Annotated in this window: 13 protein-coding genes and 1 pseudogene; 5 read left to right on the forward strand and 9 right to left on the reverse strand. The window is 64.7% G+C overall.

Annotated elements, in window-relative coordinates:
- Positions 1-63 precede the first annotated feature (63 nt).
- Positions 64-630 carry an anthranilate synthase component II gene (locus tag ACLJEU_RS02580; RefSeq protein WP_414664447.1) on the reverse strand — a complete coding sequence of 189 codons (567 nt, stop codon included), beginning with the start codon at positions 628-630 and terminating at the stop codon, positions 64-66.
- A 270-nt stretch (positions 631-900) separates the two neighbouring features.
- Here ACLJEU_RS02580 and tgt point away from each other — a divergent pair, with 270 nt between their 5' ends.
- On the forward strand, positions 901-2,049 hold the full coding sequence (gene tgt / locus ACLJEU_RS02585) for a tRNA guanosine(34) transglycosylase Tgt (RefSeq protein ID WP_414664448.1): 1,149 nt from the start codon (positions 901-903) through the stop codon (positions 2,047-2,049).
- 67 nt (positions 2,050-2,116) lie between these two features.
- Here tgt and ACLJEU_RS02590 read toward each other — a convergent pair whose 3' ends face one another.
- Positions 2,117-2,743: a hypothetical protein gene (locus ACLJEU_RS02590; protein ID WP_414664449.1), complete on the reverse strand. Its 627-nt coding sequence runs from the start codon at positions 2,741-2,743 to the stop codon at positions 2,117-2,119.
- A gap of 170 nt (positions 2,744-2,913) precedes the next feature.
- Here ACLJEU_RS02590 and ACLJEU_RS02595 point away from each other — a divergent pair, with 170 nt between their 5' ends.
- Together ACLJEU_RS02595 and secA are read left to right on the forward strand one after the other, a co-directional pair.
- On the forward strand, positions 2,914-3,840 hold the full coding sequence (locus ACLJEU_RS02595; RefSeq protein ID WP_414664450.1) for a UDP-glucuronic acid decarboxylase family protein: 927 nt from the start codon (positions 2,914-2,916) through the stop codon (positions 3,838-3,840).
- A gap of 204 nt (positions 3,841-4,044) precedes the next feature.
- Positions 4,045-7,050, forward strand: coding sequence for a preprotein translocase subunit SecA (secA, locus tag ACLJEU_RS02600; protein ID WP_414664451.1), 3,006 nt, complete (start codon positions 4,045-4,047; stop codon positions 7,048-7,050).
- A 41-nt stretch (positions 7,051-7,091) separates the two neighbouring features.
- On the opposite strand, the gene ACLJEU_RS02605 is transcribed toward secA, so the two are convergent.
- From ACLJEU_RS02605 to metH, 6 genes and pseudogenes are all read right to left on the reverse strand, one after another.
- Complete coding sequence (locus ACLJEU_RS02605; protein WP_414664452.1) at positions 7,092-8,126, reverse strand: TerC family protein; 1,035 nt, start codon at positions 8,124-8,126, stop codon at positions 7,092-7,094.
- A 6-nt stretch (positions 8,127-8,132) separates the two neighbouring features.
- Positions 8,133-8,966, reverse strand: coding sequence for an ion transporter (locus ACLJEU_RS02610; protein ID WP_414664453.1), 834 nt, complete (start codon positions 8,964-8,966; stop codon positions 8,133-8,135).
- Positions 8,967-8,986: 20 nt separating this feature from the next.
- Positions 8,987-9,925, reverse strand: a complete 939-nt coding sequence (locus tag ACLJEU_RS02615; RefSeq protein WP_414664454.1) for a DUF533 domain-containing protein — start codon at positions 9,923-9,925, stop codon at positions 8,987-8,989.
- A 226-nt stretch (positions 9,926-10,151) separates the two neighbouring features.
- Positions 10,152-11,468 (reverse strand): Nramp family divalent metal transporter, encoded by a 1,317-nt coding sequence (locus ACLJEU_RS02620; RefSeq protein WP_414664455.1) that lies wholly within the window; start codon positions 11,466-11,468, stop codon positions 10,152-10,154.
- 131 nt (positions 11,469-11,599) lie between these two features.
- On the reverse strand, positions 11,600-12,043 hold the full coding sequence (locus ACLJEU_RS02625) for a response regulator (RefSeq protein ID WP_414664456.1): 444 nt from the start codon (positions 12,041-12,043) through the stop codon (positions 11,600-11,602).
- 328 nt (positions 12,044-12,371) lie between these two features.
- Positions 12,372-16,170, reverse strand: a pseudogene (gene metH, locus ACLJEU_RS02630) (methionine synthase).
- Between the two features lie 598 nt (positions 16,171-16,768).
- On the opposite strand from metH, the gene ACLJEU_RS02635 reads away from it, so the two are divergent.
- Positions 16,769-18,634, forward strand: a complete 1,866-nt coding sequence (locus tag ACLJEU_RS02635; protein WP_414664457.1) for a TonB-dependent receptor plug domain-containing protein — start codon at positions 16,769-16,771, stop codon at positions 18,632-18,634.
- 258 nt (positions 18,635-18,892) lie between these two features.
- Positions 18,893-20,536 carry a glycosyltransferase family 39 protein gene (locus ACLJEU_RS02640; protein WP_414664458.1) on the forward strand — a complete coding sequence of 548 codons (1,644 nt, stop codon included), beginning with the start codon at positions 18,893-18,895 and terminating at the stop codon, positions 20,534-20,536.
- Here ACLJEU_RS02640 and ACLJEU_RS02645 read toward each other — a convergent pair.
- Positions 20,509-21,129 (reverse strand): lambda-exonuclease family protein, encoded by a 621-nt coding sequence (locus ACLJEU_RS02645; protein WP_414664459.1) that lies wholly within the window; start codon positions 21,127-21,129, stop codon positions 20,509-20,511. The two genes, ACLJEU_RS02640 and ACLJEU_RS02645, sit on opposite strands and share 28 nt — an antisense overlap.
- Between the last annotated feature and the right edge of the window lie 114 nt (positions 21,130-21,243).

Genomic DNA, 21,243 nt, shown 5'->3' on the forward strand with positions numbered 1-21,243 from the left:
AACACACGGAATACACGGCAGCATACCCCGCGATTTCCGTGGGTTCGGTGTGTTGCGTCGGCATCAGTTCAGTTTCAGGAAGTTTTCGAGGATCCGCATGCCGCCTTCAGTGGCGATGCTCTCGGGGTGGAATTGCACGCCCCAAATCGGGAGCGTCTTGTGGCGGAGGCCCATCACTTCGCCCTCGGCTGTCTCGGCGGTGATCTCGAGTTCCGCGGGGAACGTCGACCGCTCCACCAGCAGCGAATGATATCGCGTGGCGGCGAAATTCTGCGGCATGCCCTGAAACACGTCGGTGCCCCGATGCTGGATCGGCGAGGTCTTCCCGTGCATCAGTCGCGACGCGCGGACGACGTTGCCGCCGAAGTAATGCCCGATCGACTGGTGGCCGAGACAGACGCCGAAAATCGGCTTCCGGCCGGCAAAGGCCTTGATGATATCCAGCGTGACGCCCGCCTCTTTCGGCGAGCACGGTCCGGGCGAAAGCAGGACGCGATCGGGATTCAGCGCCACCGCCTGTTCGGGTGTGATCTCGTTATTGCGAAAAATCCGCTGGTCCACACCCAACTGTCCATAGTACTGGACGAGGTTGAAGGTAAACGAGTCGTAGTTGTCGATGACGAGCAGCACGGCCGGGTAATAACCCCCGGATTGGCGGTCGGGTCAAGCGCTGGGACGGTGCCCGCTGGCGTGGCCGGGAGCACAGATCGATGCCGATTCGCGCTGCCGCTATGCGGGGCGCGATTTAGGGAGATGGAATTGAAAGTTGAAAGGTGAAAGACCCGAGCCGGATGAGCGCACTGCAAGCCTGCCGGGATCGGTGCCGCGACGGCCTGCAGCCAGGAAAACTTTCAACTTTCAACCTTCACCATTCAACTTCATGCCTGCGGCCAAGTTCGCATGCCCGATCACTTCCAGCTTCTCAAAACCGACACCGTGACGGCCGCCCGCCGGGGCCGGCTCAAGACCCGTCATGGGATCGTGGAGACGCCGATCTTCATGCCGGTCGGCACGCAGGGTACCGTCAAGTCGGTCACCCCGCAGCACCTGCGCGACATCGGTGCCCAGATCATCCTGGGTAACACGTACCATCTGAATCTCCGGCCGGGCAGCGAACTGGTCCGGGAGTTGGGCGGGCTGCATCGCTTTATGGGCTGGGACGGGCCGATCCTCACGGACAGCGGCGGGTTTCAGGTCTTCTCGCTGGCGAAGCTCCGCGACATCCGGGACGACGGCGTGGCGTTTTCCTCGCACCTTGATGGGGCGAAGCTCTTCCTCGGCCCGCGCGAGGTGATGACGATTCAGCAAAATCTGGGCAGCGACATTGCGATGGTGATCGACGAATGCCCGCCGTGGCCCTGCGAGCGCGATGCCTGCGCGAAGGCCGTCGCTCGCAGCTACAAGTGGGCGGGGCAGTGCAAGCAGATCGCGACCGACAACGGGTTTCTGGCCGCCGGTCACCATGTGTTTGCGATCGTGCAGGGTTCGACGTTCGACGACCTGCGGCGCGAGGCGGCCGAATCGCTGGGCGCGCTGGACTTTCCGGGTTACGCCGTCGGGGGCGTCAGCGTGGGCGAGCCGGAGCCGGAGATGTTGAAACAAGTGGGCGCCACCACGCCGTTTCTGCCGGCGGACAAGCCGCGCTACACGATGGGCCTCGGCACGCCGCCGCAGTTGCTGAAGATGGTGGCGTTGGGCGTGGACATGTTTGACTGCGTGCTGCCCACACGCGTGGCACGCAACGGCCTGGTCTTCACGCCCGACGGCCCGATGAATCTGCGCAACGAGCAATATCGGAAGGATCCGCGACCGATCGTCGAGAGCGGGAGCCCGAACTACACCACGAATTTCTCCCGCGCGTATCTGCGCCATCTGACGATGGCGGGCGAGATCCTCAGTCCGACGCTGCTCACGATTCACAACCTGCATTTCTTCCTCGATCTCATGGCGCAGGCGCGGGCTCACATTGAGGCGGGCGATTACGCCACGTGGCACCGTGCGTGGATCGAGCGCTACGAAGCGGGAGCGGCGGCGCGCGTGGCGGGTTGATTTTGCCCGCAAAAAAAGCCCGCACGAAAATCGTGCGGGCTCGCGAGCGATCCAGAGATCGCGGGAGTTAGAACTTGGCGCGCAGACCGATCTGGTAGTTCCACGAATCGATCGAGCTCCGACGGACATCGGAGTGGCCGATCGAGCCGAAGATGGCCGACGTGGCGCTGTACCAGTAGTTGGCTTCCGCGCCAACCGTCCACGCCTGCGTGCTACGCTGCGTGCCGCGGAAGTCGTCATGATACGTGATCCGCGGAGTGATCGTCACCGCGCCGGCGGGAATTTCCACGCCGACCGTGGTGCGCCAGACCGCCTGATCGTCACCGAGGCCGTGCGGAGCGCTGGTCCACTCGTAGCCGAGACCGGCACCGACGAAGGGCTTGAAGCCTTGGAGCGGCAGATAGGCCGTCGTGTAGCCGCCGATGGTGTTCGCGTGGCTGCGCAGACCGCCACCGATCCAGCTGTAGCTGTAGGTTCCGCCCGCGTCGAGTTTCCCGGGAATCAACGCCGTGTTCGCCGCGGCGCCCAGGCTGTAGCCATGGGTCGAAACGTGCTTCAGGTCGTTCAGCCCGAAGCTGACTTCGGTGTACTGATGGCCGAGGAGGCCGGTGGGTGCTGGCGGATTGGTTTGAGCAAAGCTCGCGCCGGCAGCCAGCAGACCCAGGGCGAGGGTTATTTTCTTGGTAGGTTTCATGGTAGGTTTGACCCCGCAGTAGTCAGCGGGGAGCGACGGGGGTACCGTGTGCGCGCGGTCATTCAATGAATTTAGTTGTGTCACCGCCGGGAACAAATTCATCGCGCTCATGTTCCGCGCGCGCCGGTTTTTCTCGAAACGCCGCGCTCCCTCTCCCAGCGTCGGCCCGTATGCGCATACTTGTTACCGGCGGCGCCGGCTTCCTGGGTTCCCACCTGTGTGAACGTCTGCTGAAGGACGGCCACGAGGTGGTGTGTATTGACAACCTGTTTACGGGCCAGAAGGCCAACATCGCGCATCTGCTGCCGAATCCGAATTTTGAATTCGTCCGGCACGACGTGATCGATCCCTTCAAGTTCGAGGTGGATCAGATCTACAACCTCGCGTGCCCGGCGTCACCGCCGCACTACCAGTATAACCCGATCAAGACGATCAAGACGTCCGTGATGGGCGCAATCAACTGCCTCGGGCTGGCGAAACGCGTGCGGGCGCGGGTGTTTCAGGCGAGCACGAGCGAGGTGTACGGTGACCCGCATGTGCACCCGCAGCCGGAGAGTTACTGGGGCAACGTGAACCCCATTGGCAAACGCTCCTGTTACGACGAGGGGAAGCGCTGCGCCGAGACGCTCTTCTTCGATTACCACCGCGAAAACAAGGTCGATATCCGTGTCATCCGGATCTTCAACACCTACGGTCCGCGGATGCATCCGAATGATGGGCGCGTCGTTTCCAACTTCATCGTCCAGGCGTTGAAGGGCGAGGACATCACGATTTACGGCGACGGCACGCAGACGCGTTCGTTCTGCTACGTCGACGACCTGATCGAGGGCTTCATCCGTTTCATGGCGCAGACGGAAACCGTCGGTCCCATGAACCTCGGCAATCCGGGCGAGTTCACGATGCTTCAACTCGCCGAGAAGACGGTGCAGCTCGTCGGCGGGAAGTCGAAGATCGTCCACAAACCCTTGCCCTCCGACGATCCCAAGCAGCGTCGTCCGGATATCACGTTGGCCAAGAAGGTCCTGAAGTGGGAACCGGCGGTGCCGCTCGACGAGGGCTTGAGGCGAACGATCGCGTATTTCCGGACTAAGGTATGAAGCGGTGCGTTGAATTGCGGATTTCGGATTGCTGAATGGGGATTGGCAAATCCCCGAGTTTCGTGGCCCGAAAAAATCCGCATTCCGCAATCCGAAATCCGCAATTTCAGCACCTTCCGGTCTCCGGACTCCGGTTTCCGGTTTTCACCCGGCCTATTCTTCATTTGCCAACCGGACGGGGCCTCCTAACGTTCGCCCCTCTTCATGCTCTCGTTCCTGCTCAAACGGTTTTCCGGCCGGCACTATAAGAAGTTTCTCGAAAAGGCCCGGCCCACGGTCGCGCGCATCAACGAGCTGGAGAAGTCCTACCAGTCGCTGACCGACGACCAGCTGCGGGAGAAAACCGTGGAGTTTCGCGCCCGGATTGCGGCCGCCGCCGACAAACGCGCGGCGTTGGAAGAGATCCTGCCGGAGGCGTTTGCCACGGTGAAAAACGCCGCCCGCCGCCTCGTGGGCCGCCAGGTGCTGGTGTGCGAACACGAGCTGTCGTGGGACATGGTGCACTTCGACGTCCAGCTGATCGGCGGCATCGCCATTCACCAGGGCCGGATCGCGGAAATGGCCACCGGCGAGGGCAAGACGCTCGTCTCCACCCTGCCGCTCTATCTCAATTCGCTCACGGGCCGGAACACCCAGCTCGTCACCGTCAACGACTACCTCGCCCGCCGCGACTCCGAGTGGATGGGGCATCTGTACAATTTCCTGGGTGTATCCGTCGGGTGCATTCAGCAGCAGATGGCGCCGGATGAGCGCCGCGAGATGTACGGCCGCGACATCACCTACGGCACCGCGAGCGAGTTCGGCTTCGATTACCTGCGCGACAATGGCATGGCCACGCGGCAGGAAGACCAGGTCCAGCGCGACTATTGGTTCTGCATCGTGGACGAAATCGACTCCATCCTCGTCGACGAAGCGCGCACGCCGTTGATCATCTCCGGCCCGGCACCGATCGAGCGCGAGCAGCCGTTCACGCGGCTGAAGCCGCCGGTCGACCAGCTCGTCAACGACCAGATTCGCCTGTGCAACAAGATCGTCACCGAGGCGAAGGAGCTGCTGGAAAAGCCCAACGCCTCCGATGACGACAAGGCTCTCGCCGCGCACAAGATGCTGCAGGTGAAAATGGGGCACCCGAAGAACAAGCAGCTCCTGCGGCTGCTCGAGAACGGCGAGTGGCGCAAGCGGCTCGACAAGACCGAGACCGAACTGAACTCGGACATGAACAAGGACGAGCTCTACAAGATCAAGGAGGAGCTCTATTACGTCATCGACGAACGCCAGCATCAGGCGGACTTGACCGAGATCGGCCGCAACCGGCTGCGTCCTGACAATCCGGATGCGTTCATGCTGCCCGACCTCGCGACGGAGTTCTCCGATCTCGATCGCAACACGCAGTTCACGCCGGAGCAGCGCGAGGAGAAGAAACTCGCCTCCCAGCAGCGCTACGCGGAGGTGTCCGAGGACATCCACGCCATCTCGCAGCTCCTGCGGGCGTATTCACTTTACGAACGCGACGTCGAATACGTCGTCTCGCCCGATGGCAAGGTCATGATCGTCGACGAAAACACCGGCCGCGTGATGCCGGGCCGTCGGTGGTCGGACGGCCTGCACCAGGCGGTCGAGGCGAAGGAAAACGTCAGCATCGAGCGCGAGACGCGGACGTACGCCACGATCACGATCCAGAATTATTTCCGCATGTACGAGAAGCTCGCCGGCATGACGGGCACGGCGGAGACGGAGGCGACGGAGTTCAACGACATCTACCGCCTCGGCGTGCAGGTGATTCCGACGAACAAGCCCTGCATTCGCGTGGATCGGAACGACTCCATCTTCAAGACGCGGCGCGACAAGTTCGTTGCCGTGGTGAAGGAAATCGAGACTGCCAACAAGCGCGGCCAGCCGGTGCTCGTGGGCACGGTGAGCGTCGAATCCTCAGAGGTACTCTCGCGCATGCTCAAGCGCACGGGCGTGATTCACACGGTGCTGAACGCGAAGTTCCACCAGCAGGAAGCCGACATCGTCACCCGCGCGGGCCAGCGTGGCGCGGTCACGATCGCGACGAACATGGCGGGCCGCGGTACCGACATCAAATTGGGTGAGGGCGTGCGCGAACTCGGCGGCCTCTACGTGATCGGCACCGAGCGTCACGAGTCCCGCCGCATCGACCGCCAGTTGCGCGGCCGCTGCTCGCGTCAGGGCGACCCGGGTCTCACGAAGTTCTACCTTTCGCTGGAGGATGACCTCATGCGTCTCTTCCTGCAGGGCAATCTCGCCTCGAAGCTGATGGAAGGCTCGATGCAGGAGGGCGAGGAGCTCGAGCATCCCTGGCTGAATCGTTCGATCGAAAGCGCGCAGAAGAAGGTCGAGCAGCAGAACTATTCGATCCGCAAGCGTCTGCTGCAGTACGATGACGTGCTCAACCAGCAGCGCGAAGTGGTGTACGGCATCCGCAACGCCGCCATTCACTCGGAGCGGCCGAAGGACATCATCTTTGAGCAGATCGGCGAGGAGCTGCACAACCGGCTCGAAGTCGCCGGCTTTGGCGAAAAAGGCGGGGCCACGCAGACCGGCATCGAGGGCGTGGTCGGCTGGCTCAACGCGCATTTCCCCATCAGTATCCGCGTCGAGGATATGGCGGGGAAGGACGCTGATCCCATCGTCGCGAAACTCCTCGAACGGATTCGCGAGGCCTATGCGGTCAAGGAATCAGTCGAGATTCCGGAGGCCTTGGGCTCGCTCGAACGCTACGTGGTCATCAACGCCATCGACCACCACTGGCAGGAGCATCTCACCGAGATGGAAGAACTCCGCCGCTCCATCGGCCTGCGCAGTTACGGCCAGAAGGATCCGCTCGTTGAATACAAGGGCGAGGCCTACAAGTACTTTGAGGAGTTGATGAACAACGTGCGGCTGCAGATCTGCACCGGCCTGTTCCGCAGCGCCTCGAATCTTGAGTCGTTCGAGAACATGCTGTCGCTGCTCAGCCGCACCGCGCATGCCGTCGGTCCGACCGATCCGCAGCCGCCTGCGCCCGAGGCTCCGCAAATCACGACCACGGTGACGACCAGCGGTTCGGCGATGGCGCCGGCCCCGGCCGAGCCGGAAGTGCAATTGCCGAAGATCACCATTCGGCGCGATACGCCCAAAGTCGGTCGCAACGATCCCTGCCCCTGTGGCAGCGGCAAGAAGTTCAAGAACTGCCACGGCGCTTGAGGCGCTTGAGCGTTGCGGCGCTCCCAGCTAGCGGGCACCGCCTACCTCTGCAACGGCGAAGCCGGGGGCGGCGCGCCGCGCGACAGCGCCAGCGAGGCGCCGATCGCGGCCGAGAGGATGAAGCCGATAATCCCCAGCGACCACGTGACCGGGAATTTGCCGCCGAACGCCTCGTTGAGCCAGACCATCTTGAGGCCCACGAACACGAGGACGAGGCCGAGCCCGTATTTCAGAAACTTGAAACGGTGCATCACGCCTGCGAGCAGGAAGAACAGCGCCCGCAGGCCGAGGATGGCGAAGACATTGGACGTGAAAACAATCAGCGGCTCCTTGGTGATGGCGAAAATCGCGGGCACCGAGTCCACCGCGAAAACGATGTCGGTGAGTTCGATGAAGACGAGGGCGACGAGCAGCGGCGTGGCGTGCAGCACGCCATTGCGGCGCAGGAAGAACTTTTCGCCCTCCAAGGTCGGCGTCACCGGCACGAGCCGGCGGAGCAGCCGGATGACGGGGTTGCGCTCCGGATCGATCGGCTTTTCCGGGGCGAAGATAATCTTGAGACCGGTGAGGATGAGAAAGGCACCGAAGATCCAGATGACCCACTCCCACTGCATGAGGGCGGACCCGAGCGCGATGAAGATGATGCGGAAGAACAGCGCGCCCAAGATGCCGTAGAAGAGCACGCGGTGCTGGTAGACAGGCGGAATGGCGAAGTAGGTGAACACCACGACGAACACGAAGATGTTGTCCACCGACAGGGATTTCTCCACGACGAAGCCGGTGAGGAACTCGAGCGCGGTCTGGTCCGCGAGCGTCGCGATCTGCGCGGCTGAGAGCCCCGCCGCGAGCAGCCGGGGGTCCTGCGGCAAACGCCATTGCGCATACTGCCAGAAGCCCCAGCAGAAGATCAGGGCCAGCGTGATCCAAACCACGCTCCAGCCCAGCGCCTCACGGAAACCCACGACGTGGGCCTCGCGATGGAAGACGCCGAGATCGAGCGCCAGAAAGGCCAGCACGCCCAGTGTGAACAGCACGTAGAACCACCAGTAATCGGCGAAGGGAAAAAGTATGGGCATGAATCGTTACTTGAGGCGGCGTTGCAGGGCGGCGAGGGAAGTTTGCAGAGCTTCGACCTGCCGGCTCAGCGCGGCGACATCGTCGGCGGGAGTAGGCGCGCCGGTGGCCGCGCGATGCCGCTCGCGTTCGTCGTCCTCCATCTCCCGGCGGGCCTCGTCCATGCCCGTCACAATCACCCCGATGAGCAGGTTGAGCGTGATCATCGTGCCGAGCAGAATGAACGAGACGAAGTAGGCGATCGTCAGCGTCGGGCTGGCGCCGGCGGCGAGTTGTTCGCGCATGATCTCGGCCCAGCCCTCGAGCGTGACGATTTGGAAGAGCGTGAGGCCGGAGGCGCCGAGGGAACCGAAATGCGCCGGATCCGCGCGACCGAATAGTCCGACGCCCAGCACGGCATAGACGTAGAAGAGCACGCAGAGCAGGAGCGCTACGTAGGACATCGAAGGCAGGCTCCGCAGCAGCGCCGTCACAAGGAGCTGGAGACGCGGCACCGCCGTGATCAGCCGGAGCACCCGCAGCACGCGGGCGAGGCGCAGGACCGCGGAATACTCCGCTTGGATCGGCAGCACGCACACGGCGACGATCGCGAAGTCGAAGACGTTCCACGGATCGCGGAAGAACCGCCACACCTGCGCGCCGCACGCCCCGATCCGGACGACCAACTCGACCACGAACAGGACGAGCACGACACGGTCCACGGCATGAAGGAGATCGCCGAAGCGCGCGACGAGGCCGGCGTGCGTTTCCAGCCCGACCAGCAGTCCGGCCAGCAATATGAGAGCGAGCACGGAACGCTGGAACGCGGCGGAGGCGGCGAGGCGTTGGCAGAATGTCTGCATGGAGGGGAGGGGCTCGACGGCTACCCGCCGCGAATCAGCGACGGCAACTGCGAGAGGTTCAGGCCGCGCGCCCGCTCCCGAATCTCGGGCAGCAGGCTCGTGCCCTGCGCGCGGGCTTGGCCGACAAGGTCGCGAAAGGTTTCCTTGAGCTGGAGCGCACTCAGGGTGCGGCCGCCGGAGTAGTAACGCTGCGCCAGGTGGCCCAACGCATAGGTGCTGGCAAACGTGACCGCCGGGCCGGCGCCGATCGACGCGAGGGTGCCGGCGAAGTTGCCGCCGGCGCGCCGGACCAGGCTGCCGAGGAGCTTTCGCGCCATGCCTTCGACGGCTTGCGAAGCGAGGCCTAGACCGAGCACGCCGAGGAATTCCTTCACATGCCCGGCGTCGAGCGTGTGGCCGTAGTGCTTCCCGACGCGATAGACGAGATGCGTCTGCAACGGCAGGACCGCGAGGGTCGCCGCGGACTGCGGGAGCAACTCCAGCGCGCCGGCGAGGATAGCGGTGCGGCGGATGGACGTCTCCAAGGCCGCATCGGCAGCGCGGGGTGCGGGCTGCGCCGGAGCCGCGGTCGAGGCCGCGGCAGGCAGAGCCGCCACGGCTGCCACATCATCCGCGAGCTGTAGGGCGCTGGCGGACTGGTCCGGCGGGATGTGCAGTTGCCCGGCGAGCGTGGCGAGGAACTGCGTCTCGGCGAGATTGCGGTGGCCGTCGGCTTCGATGATGCAGACGGCCATTTCGTAGGCGAGTCTGCGCGATTCCGCGGTTGTGAGGCCGGGGACCGCGTCGGCCAAGGCCGCGCGGTTGAGCAGCGCGCGGGAAACGAGCTGCGCGGCGTTGGGCAGCTCGAGCTGGTCGAGCAGGCCGCGGAATTGCGCGCGTTCGGACTCGGATTTCGCGCCGTCGGCGAAAGCGGCGGACAAGGCCACGAGGCAGATGTGCTCTCTCTCTTGGGTGGTCATGGAGCCACGAGAAAGTTGGCGGGCGGGCGAATCTCAATTCCAAGCGGACGGTTTGGAATTACGGCGCGGCATTCTACGCCGAAGTCCGCTTCGCCCTTGCGCATCCGGTCGGGCTTCGCCGAAAGCCATCCCGTGACTTTTGACCGGCGCGGGGACCTTGAAGCGGCCTTTCAACTTTTGCCCTTCAACTTTCTCAACGAGCTTAGGCTCGGCGCCGTCCTTCGGCCTAACGTAGAGTCGTGACGACCTGATAAAGGCCCACGGCCGTCATGCACGCGGCGGACACCCACAGGCAGGCACGCCAGAAACCGCTGGTGCGCAGACTCGGATCCGTTTGCCGGTAGTTCAGCCAGAGCGCGGCGAGGGCGAGGAACGGAATCATCATCCCCTGGGCCACGGCCCCGACGAACACAAGCGTCACCGGCGAGCCCCACACGATGTACAGGATCGTCCACGCCAGTGGCACGATCGCGCAGAGCCAGCGCACCATGCGTTCGCGATCGGCGGGCGTGCGGAACGTGGTCACACGAAACACCACCATCGCATCGGCCATCAGCCGGGCGTTCGACGCCGTCGCCACAAAAATCGTGGAGTAGAGCACGGCGAGCGCGCCAATCAGAAACAGCCACAGACTCCACGGGCCGAAGGTCTCCACGTACATGTGCGAGAGCGTCGGGATCATGTCCGCGTTCGTGACGTTCAGCCCCTTGCGTCCCAGCACCGCGGCGCCGAGCAGGTAAAACGCGAGCGTGGCGCTCGTGTAGACGGCGCACGAGACCCAGGCATCGGCGTTCAGCACGCGCATCCAGCCCCGCGCCCGGGCGCTCCAGGCCGGCGTGCCGTCCGACGGACCGACGCGGCGGGCGTAACCCTTCTCCAGGCACCAGTACGGATAGTAGATGAGTTCCGAGGCGCCGACGCCGATGATGCCAAAGGCGGCAAACGCGACCGTGAACGATGGCGGCAGGCCGAAGCTGAAGCCCTCCACGAGATTGGGCAGGGTTACGGCGTACGGCGTGAATTGCAGCGCGACGACGGCCACCATGGTGCAAATCGTGAAAGCGACGACCATCCACGTCGCCGACACCTCGATCAGCTTGTAACGACCGACGACCAGCAGGATCGCCGTGACCACGCCGATGATGATGGCGATCGTGTTGGTCGAAAGCGTCACGCCCGCGATCGCCATGATGCTGGCCACGCCGCCCACCATGCCGGCCACCTGAAATATAGTTGCGCCGAACATGATCAGCCAGAGCCACAACAACCACGAAACGACCACGCGCGGACCGGGCACGAGGTTCATCGTTTCCAGCGTTGTCAGGCCCCGGGCCAGCGTGAAACGCCCGAGCTCGATTTGGATGAACACCTTCAGGATGCACCCCAGAATCATGAACCACAGCAGGGTGAACCCCGCGCTCGCACCGAGCTTGGGCGTGACGATCAGTTCGCCCGAGCCGACGATTGAGGCGGTAATGATGAGGCCCGGGCCCAGCTGGCGCATGATGCCCCCGGCGTGCGTGGGCGCGTCACTGGGTGACAACGATGAATCAGCAACCGGGTCAGGCGTGGGGTGCGTCGACACGCGCGCGACGTTGCCGAAGTCGCCGGAAACGGGAAACACAATTCGTCTGCGACCGGAGCGAGATCACGTCGCGCCGGCCGCGAGCCGAATCAGGCGCTTTCGGGCGGGACGGGAAACAGCTCAGCGAGATTCTGCCGCAGGGCCGACGGGAAAATCGGTTTGTAGAGAATGCGATCGACGTGGCGTTCGCGGTACTGCCTCGCGACGGCCTCGCTCAGCTCGGAACTGAACACCATGATTTTGCCGTGGTAGTCCAGCTCGCGCAGCCGAGTGACGAACTCGAGCCCGTTCATGTTGGGCATGTGGTGATCGGTGATGATGAGATCAATCTTCGGATCGGCTTTGTACCGTTCCAAGGCGAGCGCTCCGTCTTCGACGCACTCGATCCCGTGTCCATCGCGACTGAACGAAATCCGGGCGACATCGCGCAACTCGCGCAGGTCGTCGGCGTAGAGGATGCGCAAAGGCGGCCGGCCCGCGCGGGAAACCGCGGGCTGCGACGCGGGCGCAGAGGATTCGGTGGTGGAGCCCATGTTGTGGCAGATTACTTGCACACAGCAGACTCGCCCGGTGGCTACGTGTTCTCTGCAACTGCGCTAAAAATTGATTAATACCAGTCGCTCCTTGCTCTTGGACTTCTGGATCGATCGTGGCTACGAGCGCCAGCGAGTGGCCGAACGACCACTCGCTGGCGCTCGTAGCCACGGCTGAAGGCCAAAGGCAAAGAGCGATTGGTATAATTCCCCGGCGGATACCTCGACGCGCGCGGGGCTGAAGTCACGGAACGAGCCGTGCGAATTCCGTTTAACCTCACGCTCCAACTGGTTCCACCGGCCCCATCGGAATATCTCCGAGGTTGGGTCAGGCGGGACGGTAATCCAGATACGGCCCCAGCCAGCGTTCGACCTCTGTCACCGGCATCGTCTTGCGCGCGGCGTAGTCTTCCACCTGGTCGCGTCCGATTTTTCCGACGGCGAAATACTTCGCCTCCGGATGATTGAAATAGACCCCGCTCACGCTGCTCGCCGGATGCATCGCGCAGCTCTCCGTGAGCGTGATGCCCGTCGCCGCCGGCGCCTCCAGCAGCGAGAACAGCGTCTGCTTCTCGGTGTGGTCCGGGCACGCCGGATAACCGGGAGCCGGGCGCACGCCGCGGTACTTTTCCCGGATCATATCGGGCATCGAGAGATTTTCCGTCCGCCCGAAACCGGAGAAATCGCGTGCCTTCTTGTGCATGAGTTCCGCCAGTGCCTCGGCCAAGCGATCGCCCAGCGCCTGCGCCATGATCGCGGAGTAGTCGTCGTGGACGGCCTTGAACTCGGCCGCGAGCGCCTCGACGCCGTGACCGGCGGTCACCGCAAATCCGCCGACGTAATCGATCCGGCCGGACTCGCGCGGCGCAATGAAGTCGGCGAGACAGTGGTTGAACTGGCTGGCCGGTTTCTCGAGCTGCTGGCGCAGGCAGTGGAACCGGGCGAGCACGCCGTCGCGCGCTTCGTTCGAGTAGACTTCGATGCTGTCGCCGACCGCGTTGGCCGGCCAGAAGGCGAGCACGGCTTTCGCCGTGAAGCGTTTCTCCGCCACGATGCGGGCCAGCAACACCTGCGCATCGTTGAACAGCTTGGTGGCCTCCACGCCGACGACGTTGTCCTTGAGAATGTCCGGGAAGCGGCCGTGCAATTCCCACGCGCTGAAGAACGGGCCCCAGTCGATGAAGGGAACGATCTCGTCCAGCGCGACCGGGTTGAACGTGCGCGCGCCGAGGAACTCCGGCCGCGGAATATCCACCGTGCTCCAATCGAAGGTTTGCCGCCGCTCCCGCGCCTGCGCGAGCGGGAGGACGGGGCGCTTGTTCTGCCGCTCGGCGAACTCCACGCGCTGCCGCTCCTGCTTCTCGCTGATTTCAGCCATGAACGCCGGCTTCTGCTGCGCCGATAGCAGCGAGCTGACGACGTTGACGACGCGCGAGGCGTCGAGCACGTGAATCACGCCGTGAGCGTATTCCGGCGCGACCTTCACCGCCGTGTGGGCCGCGCTCGTGGTGGCGCCGCCGATCAGCAACGGCACCTCGAACTTCTGGCGCGTCATCTCGCGCGCGACCGAAACCATCTCGTCCAATGACGGCGTGATGAGTCCTGACAGCCCGATGACGTCGACCTGCTTTTCGCGCGCCGTCGCGAGGATCTTCTCCGCCGGCACCATCACGCCGAGATCCGTCACCTCATAGTTGTTACACGCGAGGACGACGCCGACGATGTTCTTGCCGATGTCGTGCACGTCGCCCTTGACCGTCGCCATGAGCACGCGGCCGTTCGGCTTGGCCGTGCCGCCACCGGCGACGAGCCGGCGCTTCTCCTCTTCCATGTAGGGCGTCAGGTAGGCGACGGATTTCTTCATCACGCGCGCCGACTTCACCACCTGGGGCAGAAACATTTTGCCGGCGCCGAACAGATCGCCGACGACACGCATGCCGTCCATCAACGGCCCCTCGATGATCTCGAGCGGGCGGGCATATTTCTTGCGGGCCTCCTCGGTGTCGAGGTCGACGAAGGCGTCGATGCCTTTCACGAGGGCGTGCTTGAGGCGTTCCTCAACCGAGGCGTTGCGCCACGCCAGGTCCTCCTTGATTTCGGTCTTCGACGCGCCGCCCTGCTGGGCCTTGAGATCGTCCGCGAATTTCACCAGCCGCTCGGTGGCATCGGGCCGGCGGTTCAGGAGCACGTCTTCGACGCGCTCGAGCAGGTCCTTCGGGATTTCCTGATACACGCCGAGCATGCCGGCGTTCACGATCGCCATGTCCATGCCTTCGCGGATCGCATGGTAGAGGAACGCCGTGTGCATCGCCTCGCGCACCGGGTTGTTGCCGCGGAACGAGAAGGAAACATTGGATACGCCGCCGCTGATCTTGGCGTGCGGGAGCGTGCGCTTGATGATCGCGGTGGCCTCGAAGAAATCGACGGCGTAGTTGTTATGCTCCTCGATGCCGGTCGCGACGGTGAGAATGTTCGGATCGAAGATGATGTCTTCGGCGGGGAACCCGATCGTCTCGGTCAGCAACTTGTACGCGCGGGTGCAGATGCGGACCTTTTCGTCGCGCGTGGCGGCCTGACCCTGTTCGTCGAACGCCATGACTACGGCGGCGGCTCCGTAGCGGCGCACGAGGCGGGCGCGGCGCAGGAACTCCGCCTCGCCGTCCTTGAGCGAGATCGAGTTCACGATGCCCTTGCCCTGCAGACACTGCAGGCCCTTTTCGAGCACGGTCCACTTCGACGAATCGACCATGATCGGCACGCGGCAGATCTCGGGCTCGGCGGCGATCAGGTTGAGAAACTTCACCATCGTCGCCTCGCCGTCGATGAGCGCCTCGTCGACATTGATGTCGAGGACGTTGGCGCCGCTCTCCACCTGCTGACGCGCGATGGCCAGGCAAGCATCCCAGTCGCCGGCCTTCAGGGCCTTCGAAAACTTGGGCGAGCCGGTGATGTTGGTCCGTTCGCCAATGACGAGGAACGTGGAAGCGGCGGAAGATTTGCTCACGAAAGGGAAGGGGCGTTCAGGCGACGACGAGGGGCTCGAGTCCGCTCAGGCGCAGGGCCTGGGCGGCTTGCGGCAGCATTCGCGGCGCGACACCGCGCACGGCTTGGGCGATGGCGGCGATGTGGGCGGGGGTCGAGCCGCAGCAACCGCCGACGAGGTTGAGCCAGCCATTCGCGGCAAACTCTCCGAGCACGCGGGCCATGTCGGCCGGCGTCTCATCGTAGCCACCAAACGCATTCGGCAGGCCGGCGTTCGGATAGCAGGACACGTAACAGTCGGCGATGCGGGCCAGTTCCTCGACGTACGGCCGCATGGCCGCGCCGCCGAGCGCGCAATTGATGCCGATGGAAAACGGCCTGGCGTGCGTGACGCTGTTGTAGAACGCGCCGATCGTCTGGCCCGACAATGTGCGGCCGGAGGCGTCGGTGATGGTCACGCTGATCATGACCGGGATGCGGGAGGCGGCGCCGCGCTGATCGAAGACGTTCTCGATCGCGAAGAGCGCGGCCTTGGCGTTGAGCGTATCGAAGATCGTCTCGACCAGCAGGGCGTCGACGCCGCCGTCCAGCAACGCGATGATCTGCTCGGTGTACGCGCCGACGACCTGTTCCCATGTCACCGCCCGGTAGTCGGGCCGGTTGACGTCGGGGGACATCGAGAGCGTGCGGTTGAGCGGACCGATGGCGCCGGCGACGAAGCACGTGCGGCCCGGCGTGGCCGCTTCGGCCGCTTGGGCCGCGCGGCGCGCGCAGGCGACGGCGGCGAGATTGATTTCGCGGACGAACGGCTCGCAGTGGTAGTCCGCCATCGCGATCGACGTGCTGCTGAAGGTGTTGGTCTCCACGATGTCCGAGCCTGCGGCAAAATACTCGCGGTGGATTTTTTCGATCACGTCCGGCCGCGTCAGGCCGAGCAGGTCGTTGTTGCCCTTGAGATCGTGCGGGTGCGACTTGAAGCGTTCGCCCCGGAAGTCCGCCTCGCTCAGGTCGTAGGTCTGAATCATGGACCCCATCGCGCCATCCAGCACGGCGATCCTCGCCGCGAAGAGCCGGCGGAAGGCATCGGCGCGGGCGGTGGTGTCGGCGGCAGGTGCGGCGGAAGGACGAGTGGAAGCCGAATTCATCAGGGAGGGACGGTAGGGTGGCGACAGAGGTTGGCAAGTGACATATCTACGCATGGGAATCTGTTGATGCGTGTGACAGAGATTGCGCTTGCGGTATGTGACGGGAGGGCGTGGCGTGCGGCGTCGGTTGTTCTTTGTTGGTTCCGGTCAGCAGGGAAGGCCGTGAAAGCCGGCCACAGTTGCGCTGCGGTTACGCATTACAGACCCCAAGGCGCGCTGGCGGGTCTGCGGCGTGCACCCAGCATGGGTCCTGAAATCCGAACGCAGTCTGTCCCTTGCGGGGCAGATGAGTGGGATGTCGGGGCTTGTCATCATGAGGTGCGGCAGGGTCGTCGGTGTGTTTAAAGTCAATCGACGGATTCGTCCGAAGGTGAAGGCGAGGGGCGAGGCAGCGCGCGGATCAGGGAGGTTGTTTACGACCTTCTCCGCGCGCGGACATGCGGAGTCCGAACATCTGCCCCGGAAATCCTCACGCGTGCGATCGCCTCCGTTCTGGGTGCGGTTTGTACGCATCCTTCATCGCATCCATGAAGCGTGAGAGTGGCGGCCTTGCCCTACGGGAGGTTCTGCTCTGAGCGCAAAGCAAAGTCAGACTCCCATGAACCCATTCACCGCCAGCAGCCGCGTTTACCTCGCGGCTGCGTGCCTGATCGCGAACGCCCTGCGCGTCGCGGCCCAAACGCCGGCGCCGACCGTCCCGGCCCAGCTCGATCCGTACGTCACAACCGCCACGCGCACCGCCGCGGACCCGAAGACCGTGGGGAGCGTGGTGGACGTGCTGAGCGCCGCGGAAATGGCGCGACGCCAGGTCACAACGCTGAACGGGGCGCTCGGCGGGAACGCCGGCACGCCGCTGTTTGCCTCGGGCGCCATGGGGGCGACGACGTCGCTGTTCCTGCGCGGCGCGAACTCCAATCAAACGCTGTTTCTCGTCGACGGCCTGCGGCTCAACGATCCGAACACCGATTATGCGGTGTTTCTGGGCGGCTCGTGCGTGAGCGCCTGCGACAGCCTCGAGATCGCACACGGACCGCAGAGCACGCTCTACGGCGGCGAGGCCATCGGTGGCGTGGTGTCGCTGCGGGCCGAGCGCGGGTCGGGTCCGGCGGGCGGGCGGACGTCGTTTGAAGCGGGCAGCTTTGGCACCGTGCAGGGCGCGCTGCATGCGCAGGGCGAACGCGGCGCCACTGCGTGGAATTTCTCCGGGCAGGGCGGCCACACGGACAATGAGCGTGACAACAACGCCTTTGACTCCGCCAACGTCACGCTGCGGCTCGATCGCACGGTGAGCGAGCGTATCGCCATCGGTGGTACGCTGCGGTGGTTTCATGGCGTCTACGGCGATCCGGGCGATCGCTACACCAACGACCCGGACAATCAGTCGCGCGAGTCGAATCTCCTGACGACCGCCTTTGCCACCGTCACGCTCGCGCCCGACTGGAGTGCACACGTCCTGCTCGGCGGCCAGGATCGCCGCTTCGTGTCGGAGAACCCGCGAGCGGGACGCGCCACGCAGGTCACCGTGGTGAAAAACCGCCGCGGCGTCCTCGACGCGCAGACGTCGTACCGCGGCGTGGAACGGCACCGCCTCACGGCCGGACTGACCGCGGAGGCGAACCACACCCGCAACACCGGCTTCGGTGACATCAACCGGAAGCAGACGCTGCTCGCGCTGTTTGCGCAGGATGAGATGACGCTGGCGCACGGCGTCGCGCTCACCGCAGGACTGCGTAACGACGATTTCGATACCTTCGGTCGGGCCACGACCGGGCGGGCGACGGCGGCGTGGCTGACGGCGAATCGCGCGCTCAAGCTGCGCTCCAGCTACGGCACGGCTTTTCGTTCGCCGAGCTTCCTGGATCTTTATGGCCAGAGTGCGTTCTACGTCGGCAATCCCAACCTGCGACCCGAGAGGGCGCGGGGCTGGGATGCGGGGGCGGACTACTATTTTGCGCAGCGGCGCGGCACGCTCAGCGCGACTTGGTTCGAAACGGACTTCACCAACTTGATCGCGAGCACGCCGAGTTTCCGCAGCGTGGAAAACATCCAGCGGGCGCGCACGCGGGGCGCGGAGGTGTCGGCGACGGCGTCGTTGCGACCCGCGCTGGAATTGCGCGCGAACTACACGTATCTCGAAGCGCAGAATCTCACCGCCGGAACGCGCCTCCTCCGCCGGCCGCGTCATCGCGTCGGCGCGGATCTCCGGCACGACTTCGGTCGGGGCGTCACCGGCGGCATCGGGGCGAGCTTCGTCGCGCAACGCGAGGACGTGCATGCGCGCACCTTTCGCACGGTCGATGGCGAGGACTATTCCGTCGTGCGCGTCTATGGCGCCTGGCGGATCGCGCCGCGCCTCACGCTCAAGGCGCGCCTCGAGAATCTCCTCGATGAATCGTTCGAGGAGGTGAACGGCTATCCCGCGCTCGGCCGGGGTGGCTTCGCCGGCGTCGAGTGGTCGTTCTAAACCGAACCTGAGCAAACCTGATACCAATCGCTCCTTGCTTTTGGACTTCTGGATCGATCGTGGCTACGAGCGCCAGCGAGTGGCCGTTCGGCCACTCGCTGGCGCTCGTAGCCACGGCTAAAGTCCAAAGGCAAAGGGCGATTGGTATGAGACGAAGGTTCGGGTTGCTCCGGGTCGCACGGATCGTTCCGCCCGGCCCGGGAGGTTCTGCTTTGCGCCGGTTGCCCTTCGGGGCACGCTGGCGGCATCTCGTTTTCCGTGCGCGACCAACCCCCACTGAATCTGCTGGGCGATCCCCTCGGCGGGCCCGATGAGCCGGGGGTGTCGCCGTGGTGGGCCACGTGGCCGTGCCTCGTCGTCCTGGCGGTCGCGACGCGCTGCGTGCGTTACTTTGCTCACTTTCCCCTCTGGGAAGACGAGTGTTTCCTGGGCGTGAGTCTGCATCAGCGTGATTTCCTCGGGCTCCTGCAACCGCTCGAGTATCACCAAGTGGCGCCGTTCCTGTTTCTTTGGCTCGAGAAGGCCGTGGTGTCCGTTTTCGGCTTCAACGAACTGGCGCTGCGGCTGCCGGCTTTCGGGTGCAGCCTGGGCTCCGTCGCGCTTTTTGTGCACCTGGCCCGCCGACTGGTGAGCGGGCAGGGCCTCGTCTTCGCGACCGCACTGTTCGCCGTGTCGTATCCGGCGATTCGATATTCGGCGGAGGCCAAGCCCTACGGCACCGATCTGTTCGTATCACTGGGAGTTATTGTGCTGGTGACCGAATGGCTGCGCCGCCCCGGGGAAACCCGCTGGTTGTGGTGGCTCGCCGTGGCCAGTCCGGTTGCGATCGGCCTGTCGCTGCCCGCGCTTTTCACCACGGCGGCGGCGAGCCTCTTGATCCTCGGTGTCATGATCCGGCACCCCGCGGCGCGACACTGGCTGGCGTGGCTGGCCTGCAACGCCTCCCTCGTCGTGGGCGCGGCGGCGCTGTACTTGGCCACCGTACGGCCGCAGACGCCGGCGGAAATGGGGTTCATGACCGAATACTGGGCTGACGCGTTCGTGCCCCTGACGTCGTTTGTCGGCCTCGTGAAGTGGCTCGTCACCACCCACACGGGAGCGCTCTTCGCGCACCCGGTCGGCGACAAGAACTTCGGCAGCACGCTCACGGCGCTGCTCCTCGTGGCCGGCGTGGTGGCCCTGGCCCGGAGTCGGCGCACGGTTGTCGCCCTGCTGTTGCTGCTTCCGTTGGTGCTGCACCTCGGGGCCGCGGCGCTGCAGCGCTATCCCTATGGAGGCCATGTGAAGTTCTCGATGTACGCCGCACCCATGATCTCCGTCGTGATGGGGATCGGGGTTGCGTCCCTCCTGGCGCGGTTCCGTCGACCGGAAGCGTCCCTTCGCTGGAGCAAGGCGGCCGTGATCAGTCTGGTCCTGCTGATCGGCATCGGACTGGGTTCGATCGTCTCGGACGTGGTGACGCCCTACAAGACGACGGCCGACGTGCGGCAGCGCGCGCTCGCGACCTGGCTCTGGCACGACGGCAACTTCGAGGACCGCACCGTGTGCATCAAAGATGATCTGGGCGTTTCCTTCTCGCCCCGCACGTGGCAGGATCTCGGCTGGTCCGCGATGTATCTTTGCAATAAATACATCTACTCGCCGCAGCGCCTGGTGCGCGAGCCCCGGCCGGCGTATGCCCCGCCACCGGCGCAACGCTATCTCCGCTGTGTCCTCTATCGTGATCTCGGCAAAGGTGACTTCCAGCAGGCGGCGTTCGATCATTGGCTCGCCGGCATGAAACAGCAGTATCCGTATGTGGGGATGGAACGGTTCCCGCTGCCGCGTCATGACACGCGTAACCGGCGGTTGGTCACCATCGACTATCTCGAGATCTATAAATTTGAGGCTCCGGCGCCGTGATTGATCGCGGCGCCGACGGACGCTGTGCCGGCGAAGCGTTGCCAGAATGCCTCCTCGGCGGCGAGGAGCCGCTCGATGTAGGCCTCGTCCCGTCGCACTTCCAGCCGGAGCGGCGGGTGGGGCGGACAGTGACACCAGTAGTCGATCGCAGAGAGACCGGTGACGGCGAGAATGTGCTGCAGTTGGGGAACGTGGTGGCGCGCGGGCCGCTGGCGGGCGGCGGTCGTGGCGTACGTGGCCCGACCGCACTTGATTTCCACGGCGCGCTCACCGTCCGCGGAAAGTCCGTCGAGACTGGCGCGCTGCCAGGGGCGGGCGAGGTTTTGCACGCAGACCGGTTGGACCTCGACGCCGGCTGCGCGGCAGTAGAGTGCGCGGGCCTGGCGCTCGCGGGTCGCGCTCCGGGCTTGCTCGAAGCTGCGGGCCGACTCCTTGCGCGGGTGCAGTTTCTCCCGGAAGAGCTGCTCCGCGGACGGGGAACGCTTTTCGCCCAGCAGCGTGGCGGCGTCAGACGACCCGATCCCTCCCCGCCGCCAGTCCCACCACGCGGGTGTTCGCTCGACGAGCGGGATGATGTGACAGGGGCGCGGCATGACGGGTAGGACGGGCAGCCCGGCCGGGAAGTCGAACCTGATTGCGCCGTCGCTCCACTCCTGGCGGGTGCCGGTTCGGTGGTGGCGAGGGCTTGCAGCGCGCGCTTTTTCCTT

It is taken from the genome of Terrisphaera buseokensis, from assembly GCF_047521145.2.
In the GTDB taxonomy this organism is placed as follows: Bacteria; Verrucomicrobiota; Verrucomicrobiia; order Opitutales; family Opitutaceae; genus ER46.